The organism is Thermobacillus xylanilyticus (assembly GCF_907165215.1).
Lineage (GTDB): Bacteria > Bacillota > Bacilli > Paenibacillales > Paenibacillaceae > Thermobacillus > Thermobacillus xylanilyticus.
Map to the genome: position 1 here is coordinate 100,521 of NZ_CAJRAY010000017.1, position 20,564 is coordinate 121,084.

Below are 20,564 nucleotides of genomic sequence, written 5' to 3' on the forward strand. Positions count from 1 at the left end.
AGTTCAGTCACCCCCTTTGACCGTTTCACTGTACGGCGTCCGCTGTTTGCCGAAGTTTTCGATCCGCAGATCAACCTTGACCTTCACATTCGCCTTCCTGTAATGTCTGGCCCAACCGTAGGCCTGATAGGCCGGCATGGTCATGAATTGCTTTCGCGCGATCAATTCCCACTCGAACAGATCCCCCTGGAATTTGCGCTGGGACAGCCGGATGACGTCAAGCGCCTCTTGCTCGATCTCTTCCTTCAAATGCCGTTCAAGCAGTATCTGCTTCTCCGTATCCGTCGCGTACGGCTGCAGACTGGTGAACGAGAGAATCTGGGCGCGCAGCGGAATCGTCACGTGGATGTCCGGTCTTTCTTTGGCGAGATTCAGCCGGACCTTCGTCCCGCCGTTCTTGAACAGCCGCACGGTGACCATCGCCCGTTCATCCAGCGGGTCGGGGAACGACGTAATGAACGCGTCGATGTTCGACTTGTGGCGCAGCATTTGCGCCCAGCGCATCTGCTGCCCGGTCAGCGTGCCGATCATGCGGCCGTTCCGAAAGACGGCCGCCCCCATCATCTGGACCGGATCGCCCGAATGTTTCGGCACCTCGCCGGCCAGATAGTCGTCTTTGCGCGAGACGCGGTAATTTTTCGGATCGGCCGTCGCATAGATGGCGAGAAACATCGAGTCGACGACCTGCTGCTGCAAATATTGGTTGAATGTCGAGAACGGCACAAATCCCGTCTCCTGCCAGCGCTGCTGCATCAGTTCGAAATATTTGTGCGGCCGCGTCTCGAGGCGCGGGCGGTTCTTCTGGATGAAGTCGTACGCCTTCTCCCGGCTCACGATCAGCGCCACTTCGCGCCGCAGCTCCGGATCGCGGATCGCGGCGCCCGCAATGTGGGGGAACGCCTCGTCTCGCGCAAGCGCCTCGTGAACGATCATCGTCTTCAGATGCGCGAAGTTGATCGTCCGGGTGACGACGGAATTGGCCAGTTCCTTCGCGGACAGGATGTCCGGCGACGTGAAGCGGACCGTGTCGCTGGGCGGCTCGCCTTCCGCCGTGCCGATATCGCTGGAACCGATCTGCGGGTTCGCGATCTGGAACGTCACCTCGACCGTGTTCCCCGGCCCTTTGTCGAGCCCGACGACGACGACGAACGCTTGCTCTTCGAGTTCGAGATGATCCCAGCATCCGGCGACGAGAAACAATGGCAGAATCAGCGCAAGCTTAAGTTTTCGCATGGCGTCTCCTCCAGTTCCAGTCCAGCAGCCAGATGACGAAAGGCAGCGCGCCGTACAGAACCGTGCTGTAACTGATGAGCAGTTCCCAGTAGCTCCGGACTTGCTCGGTATTGCCGGGAATGAGTCCGATGAAGACGACCAGCCCGGCCATCGGCAACTGCAGATTCTGAAACCGGTTCATGCGCAGCGCATGGCCGAAAAGATAGGCGAGCAGGTAAATATAGAACGCGAAATAGATCACGGAAATGACGAGCCAGAAGCCGATAAAGAGGGATTCCGCGTGCGTGAACACCCTGCCGAACGACGTGTTCTTCGTGAGCTGCTGGAATGGATAGGCGATATGGATGATCTCCGGATAATCGAACACGGAGAGGTAGACGGCCATCAGGAATGAGATTTTCAAGCTGGAGACGATGAACCCGACGGCCGATCCGATCCGGAACGCCTTGAACGTCGTGACCTGCGGCACAAGCGCGGTGGCCAGAATGATCTCGCCGAACATCGCGCTGTGCATGAATCCGGTTCGCACGATTGCCAACACGCCCGGTCCCGCCCACGGATAAAGGCGCATCCAGTCAATGTCCTGCCACATGATGGCGATCAGCAGGAAGATCGCCCCTTCAATCAGGAAAATCAGCACCCAGGAGATTCTCGCGATCGCCGCGAACCCGCGGGATGCAACGTAGAATGCCGCCGCCATCAGCATGAGGTACAGCGCGTAGAGCGGTGACTGTTGGTAGACCATGACATTGATGATGTCAACATATCCCCGGCTGGTCACCGCCGTCATGAGCAGGGCGGCGGCGAACAGCAGGAGACAGATCAGCCCCCCGCCGAACTTGCCGCCGACGGTGAACACGATCTCCGGCAGGCCTTGTCCGGCCCGGCGTTTCAGCACGGACATGAGCACGACGTATGCGACCAGCATGAAAGCAAGGGAGAGCAGCGGAATCATCCATCCGGCCGTCTGTCCCGATTCGAACAGAATCGTCGTCGTGATGTCCGACAGCTTCATCCCGACCGCGATCAGGAAGATGGACGTAAATTCGCGGCCGCCGACTTTCTCTTGCATGGATGTGTTCATCGTTTCTTGATCCTCTCCGGTCTCCGCACGGAATCCTGCGGATTGAGATTAAGCGGGCGCATCCGCTCCTTGTGCACCGGCATCCGCAGAATCATGTCGGCCGACGAACGGTAATGCGGCGTCAGCGGCGACAGAAACGGCACGCCATAGCTGGAGTACGTGGTCAGATAGGCCAGCAAACAGGCGATGACGAGCGCAATGCCGAAAAAGCCCAGAAACGAGCCCACGAAGAGCAGAATGAAACGCGTGATCCGGACAGCGAAGTTCAGGCTGGGCTCCGGTATGGTGAACGATGAAATGCCGGTCATCGCCACGATGACGACAAGAATCGGGCTGATGATGTTCGCCTCGACGGCGGCTTGGCCGAGAATGAGAGCGCCGACGATGCCGATCGTCGGACCGATGACGGTCGGCACGCGAATCGCCGCTTCCCGCACCAGTTCGAACGCGAATTCCATCAGCAGCACTTCGAGCAGGGCGGGGAACGGGACTTTTTCTCTTGTCGCCGCGATGGCGAGGAGCAGGTCGGTCGGAATCATTTCTTCATGGAACGTCGCGACCGCGATATACACGGACGGCGTCATGACGGCGACGAACAGGGCCAAAAGCCGGATGATGCGCATGAAGTTGCTGTACGCCCAGCGCATGTAATGATCTTCCGCCGAGTGCAACAAGGACCAGATTGTGATCGGCAAAACCAGGGCCGCCGGCGAGTTCTCCATGAGCAGAATGACATGGCCTTCAAGCAGGAAAGCGGACGCCCGGTCCGGACGCTCCGTGTTGAGCGAACTCGGCACGAGCGAATACGGATGATCGTCGAGATATTGTTCAAGCATCGGCAGGGTCAGGACGGCGTCCGTCCGGACCGCCCGGATACGCTGTTTGATGGAATCCACGATGTTCGGGTCCGCCAGATCCTTCACATACATGATCGTCACTTCGCTCACCGAACGGTCGCCGACGGTGAGCGTCTCCGCAACCAGATGGCGGTCCCGCAAATATTTGCGGACGAGCGAACGGTTGATGGCCGCCGATTCGGTGAACGCTTCTTTCGGCCCGCGGATGACGTGTTCGACGATCGGCTCCGACACCTGGCGCGTTTCGAAACCGCGCGTTTCGAACTTCAGGGCCTGGTTTACGCCTTCGACCAGGACGATCGTCCATCCGTTCAGCAATCCTTCGTTGATCGCATCGAAGGTGCATGCCGTCTTGCCGGTGCGGTGCGTGACGATCTCCAGCCGCACGGCGTCGAGCGGATTGCCGTTCTTGAAGGAGGTGTTCGTCCGTTCGATGAGCGGCTCGATGATCCGTTTTTCGATCTCGTTGACATCCGCCGTGCCTTCCAGATACAGCACGGCGGCATCGCATTTCAACGACGCGACAACCAGATTGCGGATGATGAGCGCCTCGTTGGACGGGTAGGCGAAGTCCCGCTTGATCCGGTCCAGATTGGCCGAAAGCCGGGTCGAGAGTTCCGTCTTCCCATCCGTCTGCGTCGTCATGCCATTCCCTCCAGTTCCCGCGATGCCTGTCACTTTAGTGTTGGCCTTTCGATGGAGCAAATATGTAATTGCTGTGTGATCTTGCTTTTTTCTGTTACAATGGTTTCTGCTACAATGACGGCAAACGCGCCCGGACCCAAGGAGGCGGCATGGCATTGGCGGATTTGAAAACGCTTTACCGCAACCTGCGCATCAAATACAAGCTGCTTGTGCTCATCTCCGCGGTCATCGCGACGTTCGGCATTCTGATCGTCGTCGTCCAGCAGTACGCGTTCGAGGTTTACGACCGCGAGATCTACGAGCAGTCCTCCGCCGCATTGAACCAGACGGCGGCGGCGATCGAGAACGAGCTGCGCAAGGTGCAGCAGCAGTCGTACCGGATGGCGATCGACGAAGTCATCCAGGAACAGCTCAGGAAGATCAAGGATGCCGGCAGCGATTACGACCGCTACCTGGCGTCGTACCAGATCCGGGAGCGGATCGTCCTGCTGGGCGGGCTGGACAACCACGTCCGCTCGGTGCAGCTGATCGACGCGCACGGCGGGGAATATTCGGTGGGCAAGGCGCCCGTATCCTATACGGCCGGCCGGATCCGGCTGCTGGAGAGGGAAACCTCGCTCACACAGGGCGGCAACACGTGGATTGAACCGGATGAGGAAGACGGCGCGCTGGCCGCCGCCCGGCTCATCCGCTCGTACGAGCAGCTCAGCCTGGAAAGTCTCGGCGTTCTGGCGATCCGGATCGACATGCACCGGCTGACCGCCGATGTGGCGGGCGCCTCGCTGCCGGCCAAGGCGGCGCTCCTCATCTACGGCAAGGAGCGGATGATCTTCGGACCGGCGGGTTTTGAAGGCGAAGAGCGGCTGCTGCGCGCATACGCCGCCGCGGCGTCGAACGGCTATGACATTATCGAGCTCGGCGGCCGCCGCTATTTTCTGACCCAGCTGCCTTCCGCCTACACCGAATGGACATACGTGACGCTGATTCCGTACGACGACATTTTCCATCGGCTGGCCGACGTGAAGAACTGGACGCTGCTGGCCTACTTGCTGCTGTTCCTGCTCACCGTCTTCTTCGCCTTCCGGTTCGCCCGCGGCATCACCGGTCCGATCGAGAAACTGAGCGCGAAGATGAAGCGGGTGCAGATGGGCAATTTCGCCTACGAAGACGACGAGGACCAGCGGGACATGCCGATGGACGAGACCGGGCAGCTCCACCGCAACTTCCGCATCATGCTGCAGCGGATCGACGAGCTTGTCCGCGAAGGCTACGCGAGGCAGCTTGCCGTGAAGGAATCCGAATTCAAGGCGCTGCAGGCGCAGATCAATCCGCACTTCCTCTACAACACGCTGGAGACGATCAACTGGTCGGCGAAAATGGCCCGCCAGCCGCATATCTCCAGCATGGTGGAGTCGCTCGGCTTCCTGCTGCGCAGCTCGATCAGCCTGAAGGAGCCGCTCATTCCGCTGTCGCAGGAGCTGGGGATCGTGCTGCACTACATCAACATCCAGCGCATCCGATTCGAGGAGCGGCTGGATTTCCGGCTGGATGTGCCGGATGTGCTCATGCCGGTGCTCATCCCGAAGCTGTCGCTGCAGCCGCTCGTCGAAAACGCCGTCAATTACGCGCTCGAGAAAATGACGGACACCTGCGTCATCGCGATTACGGCGGAAGAGAAGGACGGCCTGATCGAGCTTACGGTGAGCGACAACGGGCCGGGCATGGACGAGTCGATTCTGATGCGCCTCAAGTCGGGCGAGGTCAAGCCGAAGGGTTCGGGCGTCGGGCTTCGCAACATCGACGAACGGATCCGGCTCCTGTTCGGCGAGGGGTACGGCCTCGACATCGCGAGCCGGCGCGGGGAAGGGACGCGGGTCAGACTGCGTCTGCCGATAAGGGAAGGAGGCGGAAACCAACATGTACCGCGTGCTGCTGGTCGATGACGAACGCATTATTCTCGAAGGGATCTCCGCCATCATGGACTGGGAAGCCTGCGGCGCGAGGCTGATCGGAACGGCCCGCAACGGGCTGGACGCGAAGGCGCTGGCGGAGCGGGAGAAGCCGGACATCATCATCACCGACATCCGGATGCCCGGCATGGACGGGCTGCAGCTGGTCGAGGCGGTGAAGGAGACGCAGCCGGACATCGAGTTCATCATGCTGTCCGGCTTCGGCGACTTCGAATACGCGCGCACGGCGATGCGTTACGGCGTGAAGCACTATCTGACGAAGCCGTGCAACGAGCGGGCGATCGAAGAGGCGCTGAAGTCGACCGTGGCCGAGCTTGACAGACGGCTCAGCCGGGAGGCGTTCATCCGCCAGACCGAGGAGCGGCTCGCGCAGGTGCTGCCGCACGCGCGCGAGCGGATGCTGCAGGAGCTGGTCACGAACAAAACGTACGGCCGATCCGACTGGGAGCGCATCGTGCGGCTGGCCGGGCTGCCGGAAGGCGGCGGCCGGGTGCGGCTGCTCGTCTTCGAGCCGGAAGGCGGGCCCGAATTCGAGCTGCTGTTCGCGCTGAAGAACATGGCGGAAGAGCTGCTGGGCAGTCTCGTGCTGCTCGGCACGGCGGACGGCCGGCAGGTGATCCTGCTCGTCAGCGGCGAGGCGGAGCCGGACCTTCTGGCCGCCGGCGTCGACACCGTGCTCAAGACCTTCGCGCGTTTCTACCGGCGGGAAGCGACGGCCGCGCTCAGCGAGCCCGGCGAAGCGGCCGAGGCGCGCCGCCTGTATCGCGAGGCGCAGGAGTGTCTCGCGTACCGGTTCTATCTGGGCGAAGGCGGCCTCATCACGAAGCAAGAGCTGGCGGCGTCCGGGCCGGAAGTCGAACCGCCGGCGATCGACGAGGAGCGGCTGTGGCTGCTGGTGAAGTCCGGCCATTGGGAAGAGGCTCGGCGGATGCTCGGCGATTTCTTCGAAGCGCTGGCGAAGATGCGGCCCGCCGCCGCGGTGGCGAAGTCGCTCCTCATCCCGCTCTACATCGGCTGCATGCGGCAGGGCGATCCCGCTGAGCTCGACCGCCGCATGAAGGCGATCGAAGCGTTCGACCGGCTCGATACGCTGCAGGGCATGACCGACCATATCGCACAGGCGGTCCGTGAAGTGTGCGAGGCGAATTACGAGCGGCACCGCACCCGCCACTCCGAGATCGTCGCGAAGCTGGAAGCCTGCGTGCGCGAACATCTCGGCAATCCGCAGCTGTCGCTGCACTGGGCGGCCCGCGAAGTGCTGTTCATGAATCCCGACTATCTCGGCAAATTATTCCGCCAGGCGACGGGGGAGAAGTTCTCCCAGTATGTCACCCGCCTCCGCATCGAGAAGGCGATCGAGATGATCAAGGAAGCGGACGACGTGAAAGTGTACGAAATCGCCGACCGGATCGGATTCGGGGACAATCCGCAATATTTCAGCCAGGTGTTCAAGCGCCATACCGGCTTCACGCCTTCCGAATACAAGCGTTCGGTATGAACGGCATGAGGGCGGTTGTCCGCGTCTCTGATTTTTGAACATTCCACACGGAAATTTGCATTCCGGGCCCGTTCATCCTTATCCCATAATGAAAATGCAGTCACCATAACCGAGTCGAGAGGGGATGCAAAGAACATGAGACGCGGATGGATGTTGCTGCTCACCGTCCTGCTCACGCTGGCGCTCGCCGCATGCGGCGGGGGCGGCGGAAATGACGGGGGAAGCGGCGGAAACGGAGGCAACGCGCAATCTTCGGAAGGCGGATCGTCCGGCAATGCGCCGGGAAATTCGGCCGGCAAGTCGGACAGCGGCGCGAAAGATCCGGAACCGGTCACGCTCCGGATGGCCTGGTGGGGTTCGCAGCCGCGCCACGACTATACGCTGCAAGTCATCGAGATGTATCAACAGAAATATCCGCATGTGAAAATCGAGCCGGAATACGCAAACTTCGACGACTACTGGAAGAAGCTGGCTCCGCAAGCTGCGGCAAACGATCTTCCGGACATCATCCAGATGGACATCTCGTATCTGTCGCAATACGGCGGCAAGGGGCAGCTCGAAGATCTGACGCCGTACCTCGGCACGATCATCAACACCGACCACATCAGCGAGAACGCCATCTCCGGCGGCAAGCTGGGCGATCAGCTGTACGGCTTCAACATCGGGGTCAACACGATCCAGTTCCAGTACGATCCCGAGCTGCTCAAGAAGCTGGGCATCGAGAAGCCGGACGAGAACTGGACCTGGGATGACTACTACGCGCTGGCGGGCAAGGCGAAAGAAGCCGGGCTCTATTTTGACAGCGGTTTCCGTCCGGAAGTGTTCTTCGGCTACTATCTGCGGACGAAGGGCCAGCATCTGTACAGCCCGGACGGCACGTCGCTCGGCTACGACGACGACCAGCTCTTCATCGATTTCTTCGCGCCGCTGGCGAAGCTCGTCGCGGACGGCGATACGCCGACGCCCGACGTGAAGGCGCAGATCAAGGGGCTTGAAGACGATCTGCTCGTCAAGGGGCAGCAGGTCGGCGTCTGGCAGTGGACGAACCAGTTCGTCGGCCTGCAGCAGGTGGCGAACCGGCCGCTCGAAATGGCGCACATGCCGGGTCCGAACCGCGAGCAGGGGCTGTATCTGAAGCCGTCGATGTATTTCTCCATTTCGAAGAACTCGAAGCATAAGGAAGAAGCGGCGAAGTTCATCGATTTCTGGGTGAACGACATCGAGGCGAACAAGCTGATCAAGGGCGACCGCGGCGTGCCGGTGAACAGCCAGGTGATCGAAGCGGTGAAGCCGACGCTCGATCCGGCGCTGATCAAAGTATTCGACTACGTGGCCTGGGCGCAGGAGAACAGCTCGCCGATGGATCCGCCGGATCCGAACGGTGCGGCGGAAATCATCGCGCTGTTCAAGGAGATCACCGAAGCGATGGATTTCGGCAAGCTGTCGCCTGAAGACGCGGCCAAACGGTTCCGCGAAGAAGCGAACGCCATCCTGGCCCGCAACAAGTGATGCCCATGCGGTTCGCAGCCTGGAAAAATCAACTGACCGGGTACGCGTTCATCAGCCCGTTCCTGCTCGGCTTCCTGATCTTCACCGCATTTCCGATCGCAGCATCGCTGTACCTGTCGTTCACGGATTATGATCTGTTCACGGCGCCGTCGTGGGTCGGTTTTGAGCAATATGAGCGAATGTTTGCGGGCGATCCGAAGTTCTGGCGGTCGCTCCGGGTGACATTCCTGTACGTCTTCGTCGGCGTGCCGCTCAGGCTGACGTTCGCGCTCCTGATCGCCTTGCTGCTGAACCGCGCTTCACGGGCGGTCGGTCTGTACCGGACGGTGTACTATCTGCCCTCGATCATCGGGGGCAGCGTCGCCGTCTCGATCATGTGGCGGAACCTGTACGGCGACGAAGGCATCATCAATCTGGCGCTCAATCTGATCGGTCTGGAGAGCGTCCGCTGGTTCGCCGATCCGGCCGCCGCGCTCTGGATGCTCATCACGCTGTCGGTCTGGCAGTTCGGTTCGTCGATGCTGATCTTCCTGGCCGGGCTGAAGAACATTCCGCCCAGCCTGTACGAAGCGGCTTCCGTCGACGGCGCGAATCCGCTGCAGCGCTTCTTCCGCATCACGATGCCGCTGCTGACGCCGGTCATCCTGTTCAACACGATCATGCAGACGATCGCGGCGTTCATGACGTTCATCCCGGCGTACATCATCTCGAAAGGGGAAGGCGGTCCGCTCGACGGCACGCTGCTTTATTCGCTCTACCTGTTCCGCCAGGCGTTCGTCTTCTATGACATGGGATATGCGTCGGCGATGGCGTGGATTCTGCTGCTCATCGTCGCGCTGCTCACGGCTTTGGTGTTCGCGACGTCGAAATACTGGGTGTTCTACGAGACGAAGGAGGACTGAAGCCATGACCGGTAAAAGACTCAGGCGGGCCGCTTACCATTTCCTGGCCGCGGGCGGCGCGTTCCTCATGGTGTACCCGGTCATCTGGCTGTTCATGAGTTCGTTCAAACCGAGCGAGCTGATCTTCGTAACGGCGGGAAAGCTCATTCCCGACCCGTGGATCTGGGACAATTACGTGACCGGATGGAAAGGGATCGGCGGACTGCATTTCGGCATTTTCATCAAGAACTCGCTCGTGCTTGTCGTGCTGGCGACGATCGGCGCGGTGCTGTCGTCGGCGCTGGTCGCCTTCGGCTTCGCGCGGCTGAAATTCAAGGGCAACAAGTTCTGGTTCGCCGTCATGATGATGACGCTCATGCTGCCGTTCGAAGTCGCTCTCGTGCCGCAGTACATTCTGTTCGCCAAGCTCGGCTGGCTCAATTCGATCAAGCCGATCGTCGTGCCGGCCTATTTCGGGGCGCCGTTCTTCATCTTCCTGATGATCCAGTTCATCCGGTCGATCCCGTCCGAGCTTGACGAAGCGGCGACGATCGATGGCTGCGGCAAATTCCGGCTGTTCTGGCAGATCATCGTGCCGCTCATCATGCCGGCGATGGCGACGGCCGCCATCTTCTCGTTCTATTGGCGGTGGGAAGATCTGCTCGGGCCGCTGCTCTATCTGAACCGGCCGAGCAGTTATCCGGTGTCGATGGCGCTCAAGATGTATCTCGATGCCGAGACGATCTCGAACTGGGGCGCCATGTTCGCCATGTCGGTCGTCAGCCTGATTCCGGTGCTGATCGTGTTTTTCCTGTTCCAGCGGCAGATCGTCGAAGGGATCAGCACGAGCGGACTGAAAGGATAGGAGGCGTTTTGCGTTTCAATGACGGAAGGAGTGGAGGATATGCCGCCGCTTGTTTTTGACGAGGATGCGGTTCGCGAAGCGATCGACCGGGTCGTCGACCGCACGTTCCGGATGGATTTCAACTGGGATTGGCCGGGAGGCGTCGCGTTCTACGGCGTCTGCGAAGCGTATGAAGCAACGGGGAATAGCGAATATATCGAACGGGTGAAAAGCTGGGTCGACGAGCAGCTGGAAGACGGACTGCCGAAACTGTCCGTGAACGGCGTGTCGATCGGCCATGCGCTCATCTCGCTCTATCAATATACGGAAGACGGCCGCTATCTGGATGCGGCGCGCAAGCTTGCGGACTATCTGGCGAATGAAGCGCCGCGCTTCGGAGACGGCATCATCCAGCATACGGTCAATTCGGTCGAGTATCAGTTCCCGGAGCAGGCGTGGGTCGACACGATGATGATGGCCGGGCTGTTCCTCGTCCGCTTCGGGCACCTGATCGGCGCGGAAGGGGAAGGGGCGCCGTATTTCCGCGACGGGATCCGGCAGTACCACGGCCATGAGGACGTGCTGCAGGACGAGACGACGAACCTGTACTATCACGGCTGGGACAACATCAACCGGAACCATATGTCCGGCGTCTACTGGGCCCGCGGCAACGCATGGGCGGCGCTCACGATGGCGAAGGCGCTGCCGCTCATCCATGTGGCGGACCCGGCCTACATGATTATCGACGGCTCGCTGCGCGATCTGCTCAGCGCGCTCGTGCGGCTGCAGGGTGAGGACGGGCTGTGGCACACGGTGCTCACCGATCCGACCTCCTATACGGAGACGTCGGGTTCGGCGGGCATCGCCGCCGCGCTCTTGTCGCGCGGATCGCTGTACAACAAGGCGGTCAACCGGGCCATCGAAGGCATCCTCGGCCGGATCGCGCCGGACGGCTCGGTGCGCGGCGTCTCCGCCGGTACGGCCGTCATGTTCGACGCCGAAGGGTACAAAGGCGTGTCGCACAAGCGGGTACAAGGCTGGGGCCAGGGACTGGCGCTCGTGTTCCTCGCCGACCTTCTCCGTTCGAAGTCGCGCGTGTTCGCGTGAACGCGGCGGGACCGCATCCGGTCCCGCGGCATCGCAGGGGAAGCTCCCGGCAAGGTCCGGGGCTTCCTTTATTTGTTTGACGCCGCGGCAATCAGAATGCGATTGCGATCTTGCCGAAGTGCCGGCCTTCGCCGAGCTTGGCAAACGCAGCGATCGCCTGGTCGAATGAATAAACGCTGTCGATGACCGGCCGGAGTCCGTTCGCCGCGATGGCGCGATTCATCGCTTCGAACATTTCCCGGCTGCCGACGTTGATGCCCTGCAGCCGCGCGCGCTTGAGGAACGTCGGCACCAGCTGCAGCCCCTCCGCGGCGGAACCGGACATGATGCCGATCAGGCAGACGGCGCCGCCCGGGCGGATGGCCGCCACCGACCGATTCAGCGTCGCCGCTCCGCCGATGTCGACGACGAGGTCCGCGCCCCGGCCGTCCGTCCATTCGATGACGTTCCGGTCCCAGTCCGGCTCTTCCGTGTAGAGAACGCCGGCGTCGGCGCCGAGCTGAAGCGCTCGTTCAAGCTTCGCCTGGCTGCCGGAGACGACGAAGACGCGCGCGCCGTGCAGCTTGGCGAATTGCAGGGCGAAGACGGAGACGCCGCCCGTTCCCTGCACGACGACCGCGTCGCCGGCCCGCACGCGCCCGACTTCGGCGATCGCCTGCCAGGCGGTCAGCCCGGCGATCGGCAGGGCGGCGGCCTCCGCGTCCGTCAGATGCGGGGGCACGCGGACGATGCCGGATTCCGGCAGGACGACGTACTCCGCGAGCACGCCGTCCAGCGGAGCGCCGAGGCTCCGGGTATGCCAGCCGATCGGCGGATCGCCGTGGATCCAGCCCTGGGCGAACGTGCCGGCGACCCGGTCGCCGACGCGGAACCGCTGAACCCCCGGCCCGAGCTCGACGATCTCTCCGACGCCGTCGGACACCGGAATGACCGGAAACTTGAGATCCGGAAAGTAAAATCCGTCAATCACCCCGAGATCGCGCGGATTGAGCGTGACGGCCCGCATCCGGATGAGCGCTTCGCCCGGTCCCGGGACGGGAACGGGGCGCTCGACGAGGCGCAGGTTGTCCAGCCCGAAGCCTTGCAATTCATAAGCTTTCATGTTGATCACCACTCCTTCCAACCGGGATAGACATAACGTAGCCGATCTTCTATTCTTTGGGAAGAAGGCACTTTAAAGTGTGTTGCGCACCTTCAGGTGCGCTGCGGAAGGGAGTGGAGGATCCATGAAGAAACCGGATGCGGCCGGCGGCGACATTTCGCTGGGCGAATGTCTGTACCGGCGGGTGCTCGAGCTGCTGGAGAGCAAGTGGACCGTGTTGGTGCTTCACGCGCTCGACGGCGGCAGGCAGCGCTATCGGCAGATCGAGGCGCGCATTCAGGACATCACGCAGAAAATGCTGACGCAGACGCTGCGCCGGCTGGAACGGGACGGACTCATCCGGCGGATCGTCCATCCGACCGTGCCGCCCGCCGTCGAGTACGAGCTGACGGATCTCGGACGCTCGCTGATGCCGCATATCCGCGGGTTCCGGACCTGGGCCGCGGAGCACTTCGCCGAGGTGGTAGCGGCGCGGGCGGAATACGACCGGAAGTACGGGCAGCGGGATGCCGCCGAGTGAACATGCCGTTGTCCGTTTCGGCGGACCGTTGTATACTGGCGTTGAAATTGCGGCGCGTTTCATTTTTGGACGGACGGGGGCGGAAACGATATGGCGGACGCGGCGAAACGGGCATGGCTGACCATCGATGATGCGCCGACCGAAGATTTCAGGCAGCGCGTCGACGAGCTGAACGCGCGGGGCATCCGGGCGGTCTGGTTCTGCCTCGGCGAACGGCTGGAACGGTATCCGGAAGAAGCGGTCCATGCGGTCCGAAACGGCCATATTCTCGGCAATCACAGCTACGATCATCCGGCGTTTTCGAAGCTGTCGCTTGAGGAAGCGCGGGAACAGATCGCGCGGACGGAGCGGTTGCTGGACGGGATTTACGCGCGAGCCGGCGTGCCGCGTCCGGTGAAGCTGTTCCGGTTCCCGTATCTGGACGACGGCGGAGACATAAAACGCGATGAACTGCAATCGCTGCTGTGCGGAATGGGCTTCGAGCAGCCGGGATTTCCGGGTGTGACCTATCCATGGTGGAAGCAAGAAGGCCGGCCTGAGCGGATCGACGTCGGATGCACCTACGATACATGGGACTGGCGGCTTCAGGAAGGCGGGGAGATGCTGCCGGAGCTGCTGGCACGGATGGATGAGCATGCGCCGGAGCAGGGCAAGGGGCTGAACGATGCGCCGGGCTCGAATGAAGTGATCATGATGCACGCCTGGATTCCGATGGATGCGTTCCGGCTGCTGCTCGACCGGCTGCAGGCCAAGCCGCTGCGGTTCGATCCGCCGGTTCATTTGACGGTCCAAATCCGTCCGGCGGCGATTTCGGATCTGCCGATCGTGCATCCGTTCCAGTGCGATTATCTGCACCGGGAGAGCGCCGAAGACTGGAAGCGCCGGCTGGCCGATGTCCCGGGCATGTATCTCGCCGCTTTCGCGGACGAAGACCTGGCGGGCGTCTGCTACGGGCAACCGTCCCGCCGGCGGGAGGATGCCGCCGACCTGCAGGGCATCGCGGTCAATCTCGACCACCGGAAGCCGTACGCGCGCCGGGGCATCGGATCTCGGCTGCTCCGCGCGTTCGAGCGGGTCTGCGCGGAGCGGGGATTCCGGCGGATCGGCGTCGGCTCGGCCGACGATCCGCGGGTCGAGTCGTTCTATCAGGCGAACGGTTACCGGCCGGTCGAGCTGGTTGCGAAAGATGCGGAAGGCCGGGAGCTGGAACGGGTGGATATCCGGGCGGAGGCTGCGGAACAGGCGGCGGAACGGAAGGAAGAACTTCGCCGGAAACACGGTGCCGCCGAAGTCATTTTTATATTCGAGAAGACGCTGGATTAGATTAACTCATGCCTCCGCTTCGGGTGGAGGTTTTTTTATTGGACGAACGTGTGAAACTGATTTAGTATTTAATGCATACCCTATACATGAAAGTTTGTTCATATATCACGGAGGATAGCCATGGCACGACATGCTGCGCCGGAGTCCGGCATCACGAAGGTTTACCGCGTGGAAGGGTTCACCTGCGCGAACTGCGCGGGCAAATTCGAGGAGAATGTGAAGCGGCTCCCGGGCGTGCTGGACGCGAAGGTCAATTTCGCCGCGGCGAAAATTACCGTTACGGGCGAGGCGACGATCGCGGAGCTGGAAAAAGCCGGCGCCTTCGAACGATTGAAAGTGCGGCCCGATACCGGGGACATCGCAACGGGCGGCAACTCCGGCAAGGCGCGCGGGGCGGCGGCGTTCCTCAGGCGGCACGGCAGCCTGCTCGCGGGCGCGGCGCTTCTTGCCGCCGGCTGTCTGGCCCGGCTGGCGCTCGGCGGCCATCATCCGGTGACCGCGGCGGCATTCGCGGCGTCCATCGTCGTCGCCGGGCATCGGCTTTTCCGGACCGGTCTCAACAACCTGTTCCGCCTCGACTTCGACATGCGGACGCTGATGACCGTCGCGATCATCGGCGCGGCGCTGATCGGCGAATGGACGGAAGGCGCCGTCGTCGTCATCCTGTTCGCGCTCAGTGAAGCGCTCGAACGCTACTCGATGGAGCGCGCCCGCCGGTCGATCCGCAGCCTGATGGAGCTGGCGCCGCGCGAAGCCCCCGTGCTGCGGGACGGCCGGGAAATGACGGTGCGAACGGACGAGATCGAAGTCGGCGACACGCTCATCGTGCGGCCGGGCGCAAAGATCGCGATGGACGGGATCGTTGCATCCGGCACCTCCGCAGTCAACCAGGCCGCGATTACGGGCGAATCCGTTCCGGTGCCGAAATCGCCCGGCGACGAAGTGTTCGCGGGCACGCTGAACGGGGAAGGCCTGCTCCACGTGCGCGTTGCGCGGCTGGCGCAAGATTCGACGATCTCGCGGATTATCCGCCTGGTCGAAGAAGCGCAGGAAGGGCGCGCGCCGGCGCAGGCGTTCGTGGACAAGTTCGCCAAGTATTACACGCCCGTCATCATCGCCGCTGCGGCGCTGATTGCGGTCGTACCGCCCCTGATCTCCGGCGGCGGATGGCTTGACTGGCTCTACCAGGGGCTCGCCGTACTCGTCGTCGGCTGCCCGTGCGCGCTCGTCATCTCGACGCCGATCGCAATCGTCTCCGCCATCGGCAGCGCCGCGGGCCGGGGCGTGCTGATCAAAGGCGGCATCCATCTGGAGCAGCTCGGCGCGGTGAAGGCGATCGCTTTCGACAAGACCGGCACGGTCACGCAAGGGATTCCGAGGCTGACCGATGTCCGGCTGTTCGGCGAATCGGTTGACCGCCGGGATTTGCTCAGGATAGCCGCCGCGCTCGAACATCGCTCCGGACACCCGCTCGCTGCGGCCGTCACGGGGGCGGCCCGTGAGGAAGGCATCGATTTCCCGGGTACAATCGTGGACAACTTCACGTCCGTGACAGGCCGGGGAATCGAGGGCGAAACGGAAGGCGCGCGTTACCGCATCGGCAGCCCGGAATGGATCCGGATCGGGACGGACGCGCGGATGGAAGGCGAGTGGGAAGCTTATGCCAACCGGCTGCGCGGGGAAGGAAAGACGGTACTCGCCGTCGCCAAGGACGGGGAACCGGTCGCCGTACTCGGCGTCATCGACGAAGCGCGGCCGGAAAGCCGCGGGGTCATCGGCAAGCTGCATGAGCTTGGCATCCGGAAGACCGTCATGCTGACCGGGGACAACCGCGACACCGCCGCCGCCGTCGCCCGGCAAGCCGGCATCGATGACGTCAGGGCAGGTCTCATGCCCGAGGACAAACTGGAAGCGATCCGCGGTCTCGCGTCCGAATACGGCGCTGTCGCAATGGTCGGCGACGGCGTCAACGACGCGCCGGCGCTGGCCGCCGCGACCGTCGGCATCGCGATGGGCGGAGCGGGCACCGACGCCGCGCTCGAGACGGCGGATATCGCGCTGATGGGCGACGATCTCGGCAAGCTGCCGTACGCGATCCGGCTCAGCCGCAAGACGCTGGCCGTTATCCGGCAGAACATCGCGTTCGCCTTGATCGTGAAGCTCGCCGCCTTGCTGCTCGTCGTTCCGGGATGGCTGACAATCTGGATTGCCATCCTGTCCGACATGGGCGCGACGCTGATCGTCGCGCTGAACGCCATGCGCCTCATGCGCGTGCGGGCATGAGGCCGGCACGGCATGAGGCGCATGATCCGCCTTCACATATACAGGCTCGCGAGCAGAATGCCGAGCGCCCGTTCGTAAATTTCGCCGTACTGGGACAAGGGCAGCGGATTGACCCCGCGTCCCAGCTCGATTGTAAATCCCGGGCGGCGCCAATCCTGGATGAACCAGTCCTTGTAGCCCGCATAGCTTTCGATCGTCCGCACCGGCGTATAGCCGCTGACGCGGGCGAATTCGTTCACGATCACCTCGGATTCGGGCGGTTCGAGATTCTGGAAACCCCAGTAAATCTCTTCACCCTGGGTATGGAAGGCGAGCACGCGGGCGAAATCCCCGCTTCTCGTCAGCTCCGCCATCGCGACCGCTTCCGGTTCGGTGAGCGGCCCCGTGCCGGGATAGTCGCGCGGACCGGGCTCTTTCGGATTCCGCGCGGCTTCCCGATCCCAGAGGGCGGGGAACTGATCGTTCAGGTCGACGCCGCGGATGTTCGCTTTCCAGCCGCTGAAATCGGTGCTGCCGCCGTTCCATTCCAGTACGCGGCTCCGCCACGGCTCCTGCTCCGGCAATCCGCGGATCACCAGATCGACCCCGTCGGGATTGACCATCGGCACCATGGACAGGGTCACCGCGTCATAGAACGGCCGCATGTCGAGCCCGCGGATGGGTGTGCCGTTGACCAGCGACAGCGCGTAGTGGTTCAGAAACCGGACGAGGATGGCCGTTGTAATCCATTCGTTCGCATGGAATGAGCCGTTCATGTGAACGGTCACGGCGCCGCTGCCGATCCGCAGCTCCGGAATCGGCTTGCCGAGCACCGACGCGCCGATGTTCCGCCGGCGGATGAAAGGGTAAACTTCCGCGAGCCGGTTCAGATCCGACTGCAGCGCGGCCGAATCGTACGGCTTGATCGTATCGACGATGAACCAGGTGACGCGAAGCGGAATATTCAGCTGCGAGCCCACCGCAAGCCTGTCCGGAATGACGTTCGGGTTCAGCAAGAGCAGCGCGTCAACGGGCAATCCCCGCTGCCGGGCCAATTGCCACAGCGTATCGCCGGCTTTGACCGTGTATCCGGTGACGATGTAGCCCGGAATCTCCACTTCCTGGCCGATTGCGATATTCGTGGGATCCAGCGCGTTCGAATCGAGAATGAGCGGCAGCGGCACCTGAAATATTCGGCTGTAAGCCCACAGCGTATCTCCCCGGCGAAACCGCACCCGCATCCGAACACCCCCGCATCGCTTATTGCTCGTAACCAACATATGCCGGAACGGGCGGGATAGAACGGATGGGCATTCGGCGTTTTGCGAATGCTGTTTTTATCGGGCGAAAATATGGTTGCCGATCGTCACGGTCTGCTGTCTCGACCAGATCCACTTGCTTGTTGCCGTCTTCGGATTGAAATAGTAGAGCGCGCCGTACGTCGGATCCCAGCCGCGGACGGCGTCGAGCGCCGCTTTGTAAGCCGTCGTGTTCGGCGTCAGCCAATACTGACCGTCGGCCACCGCCGTGAACGCGCCCGGCTGGAAGACGACGCCGCGGATCGTGTCCGGAAATTGGGCGGACCGGATCCGGTTCATCACGACCGCGCCGACGGCCACCTGCCCTTTATAAGGTTCGCCTCTGGCCTCGCTGTAGATGACGCGCGCCATGATGTCCATTTCGCTCTTGTTCAATGAATATTTGCGCAATGCTCTCCACGTTGCCGGCCCGACTACGCCGTCCGCCGGGAGCCCGTATTTCCGCTGGAAGTTCACGACCGCCTGCCGGGTATGGGGACCGAAATAGCCCGTCATCTCCTGATCGAACAGGCTGAGCGTTTTCAACCGGTATTGAAGGTCCCACACATAGTCGCCCGAGCTCCCGTGCTTGAGCAAGACGTCCGCATGAGCCGGCGCGTCTGCCGCCATCGCTCCGGCAGCCAGCAAGCACAGGAAGATGAGCATTCTCAGTCTTTTCATGTTCATCCCTCCTTACCCTGACGATTGTAGGATGGGAGAGAGAGGGGAACAAGACCGAAACAATTGGAATCGGGCGCGGGATGGCCGCGGATGCGGACGGGAAGCGGAACGGCGGTCAGGTTAATCTTTTTTAATCCGAACAGACCGTTGAATGAGAATGTATTCATGGAAGGTGCAATCTGTATTCGTGTTATAATAGGTTCTGGCAAACTTGTAAAAGATGGTGATACGGATGGAAAAAGCGTTACAGGATAGCATTTGTGATACAAGTTGTATCGGAACGAACGCGGATGTGCAGGCGGTCAAGGATCATCTGGTCGATGACATGACGGCATCCGATGTTGCCGATCTGTTCAAGGCGCTCGGCGACCCGACCCGGGTGCGGATCATTCATGCGCTGCTGCAGTCTGAATTGTGCGTTCACGATCTGACGGTCGTGCTCGGGATGGGACAATCCGCCGTATCGCATCAACTGCGCATTCTCCGCAATATGCGGATCGTGAAGAGAAGGAAGGAAGGCAAGACGGTTTATTACAGCCTGGACGACGAGCATGTCGCGCAAATTTTCAAGCTGACGCTCGATCATTTGAATCATTTGAAGCCGTGACGGTGTACCGCACCTCCGCCGTGGGTGGAGGTTTTTTTGTGTTGAACGGTTGCGCGGGGTTGCGGTACTGTATATAATAAACATGAGCAATTATTCATATGTAATGGAGGCTTGTCATGGCTCACGGTCATCCTCATGGTCATCACGGCCATGATCATCACGGGCATCATCACGGCCATCATCATCACGGTCATCCTCATGTCCACGGTGCCGGCAACCGGGCCGGGCTGACCATCGCGCTTGCCATCACGACCGGCATCATGGTGCTGGAGATTGCCGGCGGGCTGCTGACGAACAGCCTGGCGCTGCTGTCGGACGCGGGGCATATGTTCAGCGACGCGGGGGCGCTGGCGCTCAGTCTGTTGGCCATGCGGCTGGCGGCGAGGCCGGTGTCTTTGAAACGTTCATACGGATTCCGCCGGTTCGAAATTTTGGCCGCGCTGCTGAACGGCGCGACGCTGTTCGTCATGGCCGGATTTATCCTGTGGGAGGCCGTGGAGCGTTTCCGCGAACCGGCCGAAGTGGCCGGCGGCATGATGACCTTCATCGCCTTCATCGGGCTTGCGGCCAACGCGGCCAGCGCCTGGTACCTGATGCGCAAAGGCGACGTGAAGTCGAACCTGAACGTCCGCAGCGCCTATCTGCACGTCATCGGCGATGCGCTGGGTTCCGTGGGGGCGATTGCGGCGGGCCTTGTCATTTCGCTTACCTCATGGTACTGGTTCGATCCGCTCGTCAGCGTATTGGTGACGCTGCTCATCGTGAGAAGCGCGTGGGGCGTGACCCGGACCGCCGTTCATATTTTAATGGAAGGGACGCCGGAGACGATCGATGCGGGGAAGGTGAGGGAGACGCTGCTCGGAATCGACGGCGTGCTGGACCTCCACGATCTGCATATCTGGACGATCACGTCCGGACTCGATGCGCTCAGCTGCCATCTGCTCGTCCGGGACGAGCAGGATGAGCAATCCGTGCTCCAGGAAGCGCTCAACCGGATCGAGAAACGGTTCCATATCCGGCACGCGACGATCCAGATCGAGAAATCCGGCTGCCGCCACGCCAGGCTGGAGTGTCATTGATCCGGATAATCGAGTAGGAGGGGGCGGCTAGCCCCCGACCTCTCACACCACCGTACATGCGGGT

17 protein-coding genes are annotated in these 20,564 nt (G+C 61.9%); 11 read left to right on the forward strand and 6 right to left on the reverse strand.

Annotated features, from left to right (window positions below; genetic code table 11):
• Window positions 1–3: 3 nt before the first annotated feature.
• From KJQ12_RS03230 to KJQ12_RS03240, 3 genes are read right to left on the reverse strand one after another with little or no spacing between them, the layout of a single operon-like run.
• Window positions 4–1,233 (reverse strand): Ger(x)C family spore germination protein, encoded by a 1,230-nt coding sequence (locus KJQ12_RS03230; protein WP_213483460.1) that lies wholly within the window; start codon window positions 1,231–1,233, stop codon window positions 4–6.
• Window positions 1,220–2,317, reverse strand: coding sequence for a GerAB/ArcD/ProY family transporter (locus tag KJQ12_RS03235; RefSeq protein WP_213483461.1), 1,098 nt, complete (start codon window positions 2,315–2,317; stop codon window positions 1,220–1,222). Before KJQ12_RS03235 ends, KJQ12_RS03230 begins: the two co-directional genes overlap by 14 nt.
• A complete protein-coding gene (locus KJQ12_RS03240; protein ID WP_244860392.1) occupies window positions 2,314–3,819 on the reverse strand; it encodes a spore germination protein in 1,506 nt (501 codons plus the stop codon). Before KJQ12_RS03240 ends, KJQ12_RS03235 begins: the two co-directional genes overlap by 4 nt.
• A 155-nt stretch (window positions 3,820–3,974) precedes the next feature.
• Here KJQ12_RS03240 and KJQ12_RS03245 point away from each other — a divergent pair, with 155 nt between their 5' ends.
• The 6 genes from KJQ12_RS03245 (at window position 3,975) to KJQ12_RS03270 (ending at window position 11,628) form a co-directional block, all read left to right on the forward strand.
• Window positions 3,975–5,762, forward strand: a complete 1,788-nt coding sequence (locus KJQ12_RS03245; RefSeq protein ID WP_213483463.1) for a cache domain-containing sensor histidine kinase — start codon at window positions 3,975–3,977, stop codon at window positions 5,760–5,762.
• The gene (locus tag KJQ12_RS19730; protein WP_213483464.1) at window positions 5,737–7,287 is read left to right on the forward strand and encodes a response regulator transcription factor; all 1,551 of its coding nucleotides are present in this window, start codon (window positions 5,737–5,739) and stop codon (window positions 7,285–7,287) included. Before KJQ12_RS03245 ends, KJQ12_RS19730 begins: the two co-directional genes overlap by 26 nt.
• Window positions 7,288–7,422: 135 nt before the next feature.
• Window positions 7,423–8,796 carry an ABC transporter substrate-binding protein gene (locus KJQ12_RS03255; RefSeq protein ID WP_213483465.1) on the forward strand — a complete coding sequence of 458 codons (1,374 nt, stop codon included), beginning with the start codon at window positions 7,423–7,425 and terminating at the stop codon, window positions 8,794–8,796.
• Window positions 8,796–9,698 carry a carbohydrate ABC transporter permease gene (locus tag KJQ12_RS03260; protein ID WP_015254538.1) on the forward strand — a complete coding sequence of 301 codons (903 nt, stop codon included), beginning with the start codon at window positions 8,796–8,798 and terminating at the stop codon, window positions 9,696–9,698. The genes KJQ12_RS03255 and KJQ12_RS03260 overlap by 1 nt, the downstream gene beginning before the upstream one ends.
• 4 nt (window positions 9,699–9,702) lie before the next feature.
• Window positions 9,703–10,542: a carbohydrate ABC transporter permease gene (locus tag KJQ12_RS03265; protein ID WP_015254537.1), complete on the forward strand. Its 840-nt coding sequence runs from the start codon at window positions 9,703–9,705 to the stop codon at window positions 10,540–10,542.
• 39 nt (window positions 10,543–10,581) lie between these two features.
• The gene (locus KJQ12_RS03270) at window positions 10,582–11,628 is read left to right on the forward strand and encodes a glycoside hydrolase family 88/105 protein (RefSeq protein ID WP_041854312.1); all 1,047 of its coding nucleotides are present in this window, start codon (window positions 10,582–10,584) and stop codon (window positions 11,626–11,628) included.
• Between the two features lie 91 nt (window positions 11,629–11,719).
• On the opposite strand, the gene KJQ12_RS03275 is transcribed toward KJQ12_RS03270, so the two are convergent.
• A complete protein-coding gene (locus KJQ12_RS03275; RefSeq protein ID WP_213483466.1) occupies window positions 11,720–12,730 on the reverse strand; it encodes a zinc-dependent alcohol dehydrogenase family protein in 1,011 nt (336 codons plus the stop codon).
• Window positions 12,731–12,854: 124 nt separating this feature from the next.
• Here KJQ12_RS03275 and KJQ12_RS03280 point away from each other — a divergent pair, with 124 nt between their 5' ends.
• The 3 genes from KJQ12_RS03280 to KJQ12_RS03290 all read left to right on the forward strand — a co-directional run bounded on the left by KJQ12_RS03280 (window position 12,855) and on the right by KJQ12_RS03290 (window position 16,856).
• Window positions 12,855–13,250, forward strand: coding sequence for a winged helix-turn-helix transcriptional regulator (locus KJQ12_RS03280; RefSeq protein ID WP_213483467.1), 396 nt, complete (start codon window positions 12,855–12,857; stop codon window positions 13,248–13,250).
• 90 nt (window positions 13,251–13,340) lie between these two features.
• Complete coding sequence (locus KJQ12_RS03285) at window positions 13,341–14,573, forward strand: GNAT family N-acetyltransferase (protein WP_213483468.1); 1,233 nt, start codon at window positions 13,341–13,343, stop codon at window positions 14,571–14,573.
• Window positions 14,574–14,693: 120 nt separating this feature from the next.
• Entirely contained in the window at window positions 14,694–16,856 is a 2,163-nt protein-coding gene (locus tag KJQ12_RS03290; RefSeq protein ID WP_213483469.1) for a heavy metal translocating P-type ATPase, read from the forward strand.
• Between the two features lie 32 nt (window positions 16,857–16,888).
• On the opposite strand, the gene KJQ12_RS03295 is transcribed toward KJQ12_RS03290, so the two are convergent.
• The gene (locus KJQ12_RS03295) at window positions 16,889–18,076 is read right to left on the reverse strand and encodes a M14 family metallopeptidase (RefSeq protein WP_213483470.1); all 1,188 of its coding nucleotides are present in this window, start codon (window positions 18,074–18,076) and stop codon (window positions 16,889–16,891) included.
• 96 nt (window positions 18,077–18,172) lie between these two features.
• Window positions 18,173–18,814 (reverse strand): spore cortex-lytic enzyme, encoded by a 642-nt coding sequence (gene sleB, locus KJQ12_RS03300; protein WP_213483471.1) that lies wholly within the window; start codon window positions 18,812–18,814, stop codon window positions 18,173–18,175.
• Window positions 18,815–19,046: 232 nt separating this feature from the next.
• On the opposite strand from sleB, the gene KJQ12_RS03305 reads away from it, so the two are divergent.
• A complete protein-coding gene (locus tag KJQ12_RS03305) occupies window positions 19,047–19,421 on the forward strand; it encodes an ArsR/SmtB family transcription factor (protein WP_015254529.1) in 375 nt (124 codons plus the stop codon).
• Between the two features lie 116 nt (window positions 19,422–19,537).
• Window positions 19,538–20,500, forward strand: coding sequence for a cation diffusion facilitator family transporter (locus tag KJQ12_RS03310; RefSeq protein WP_213483472.1), 963 nt, complete (start codon window positions 19,538–19,540; stop codon window positions 20,498–20,500).
• The last annotated feature ends 64 nt before the right edge of the window (window positions 20,501–20,564 follow it).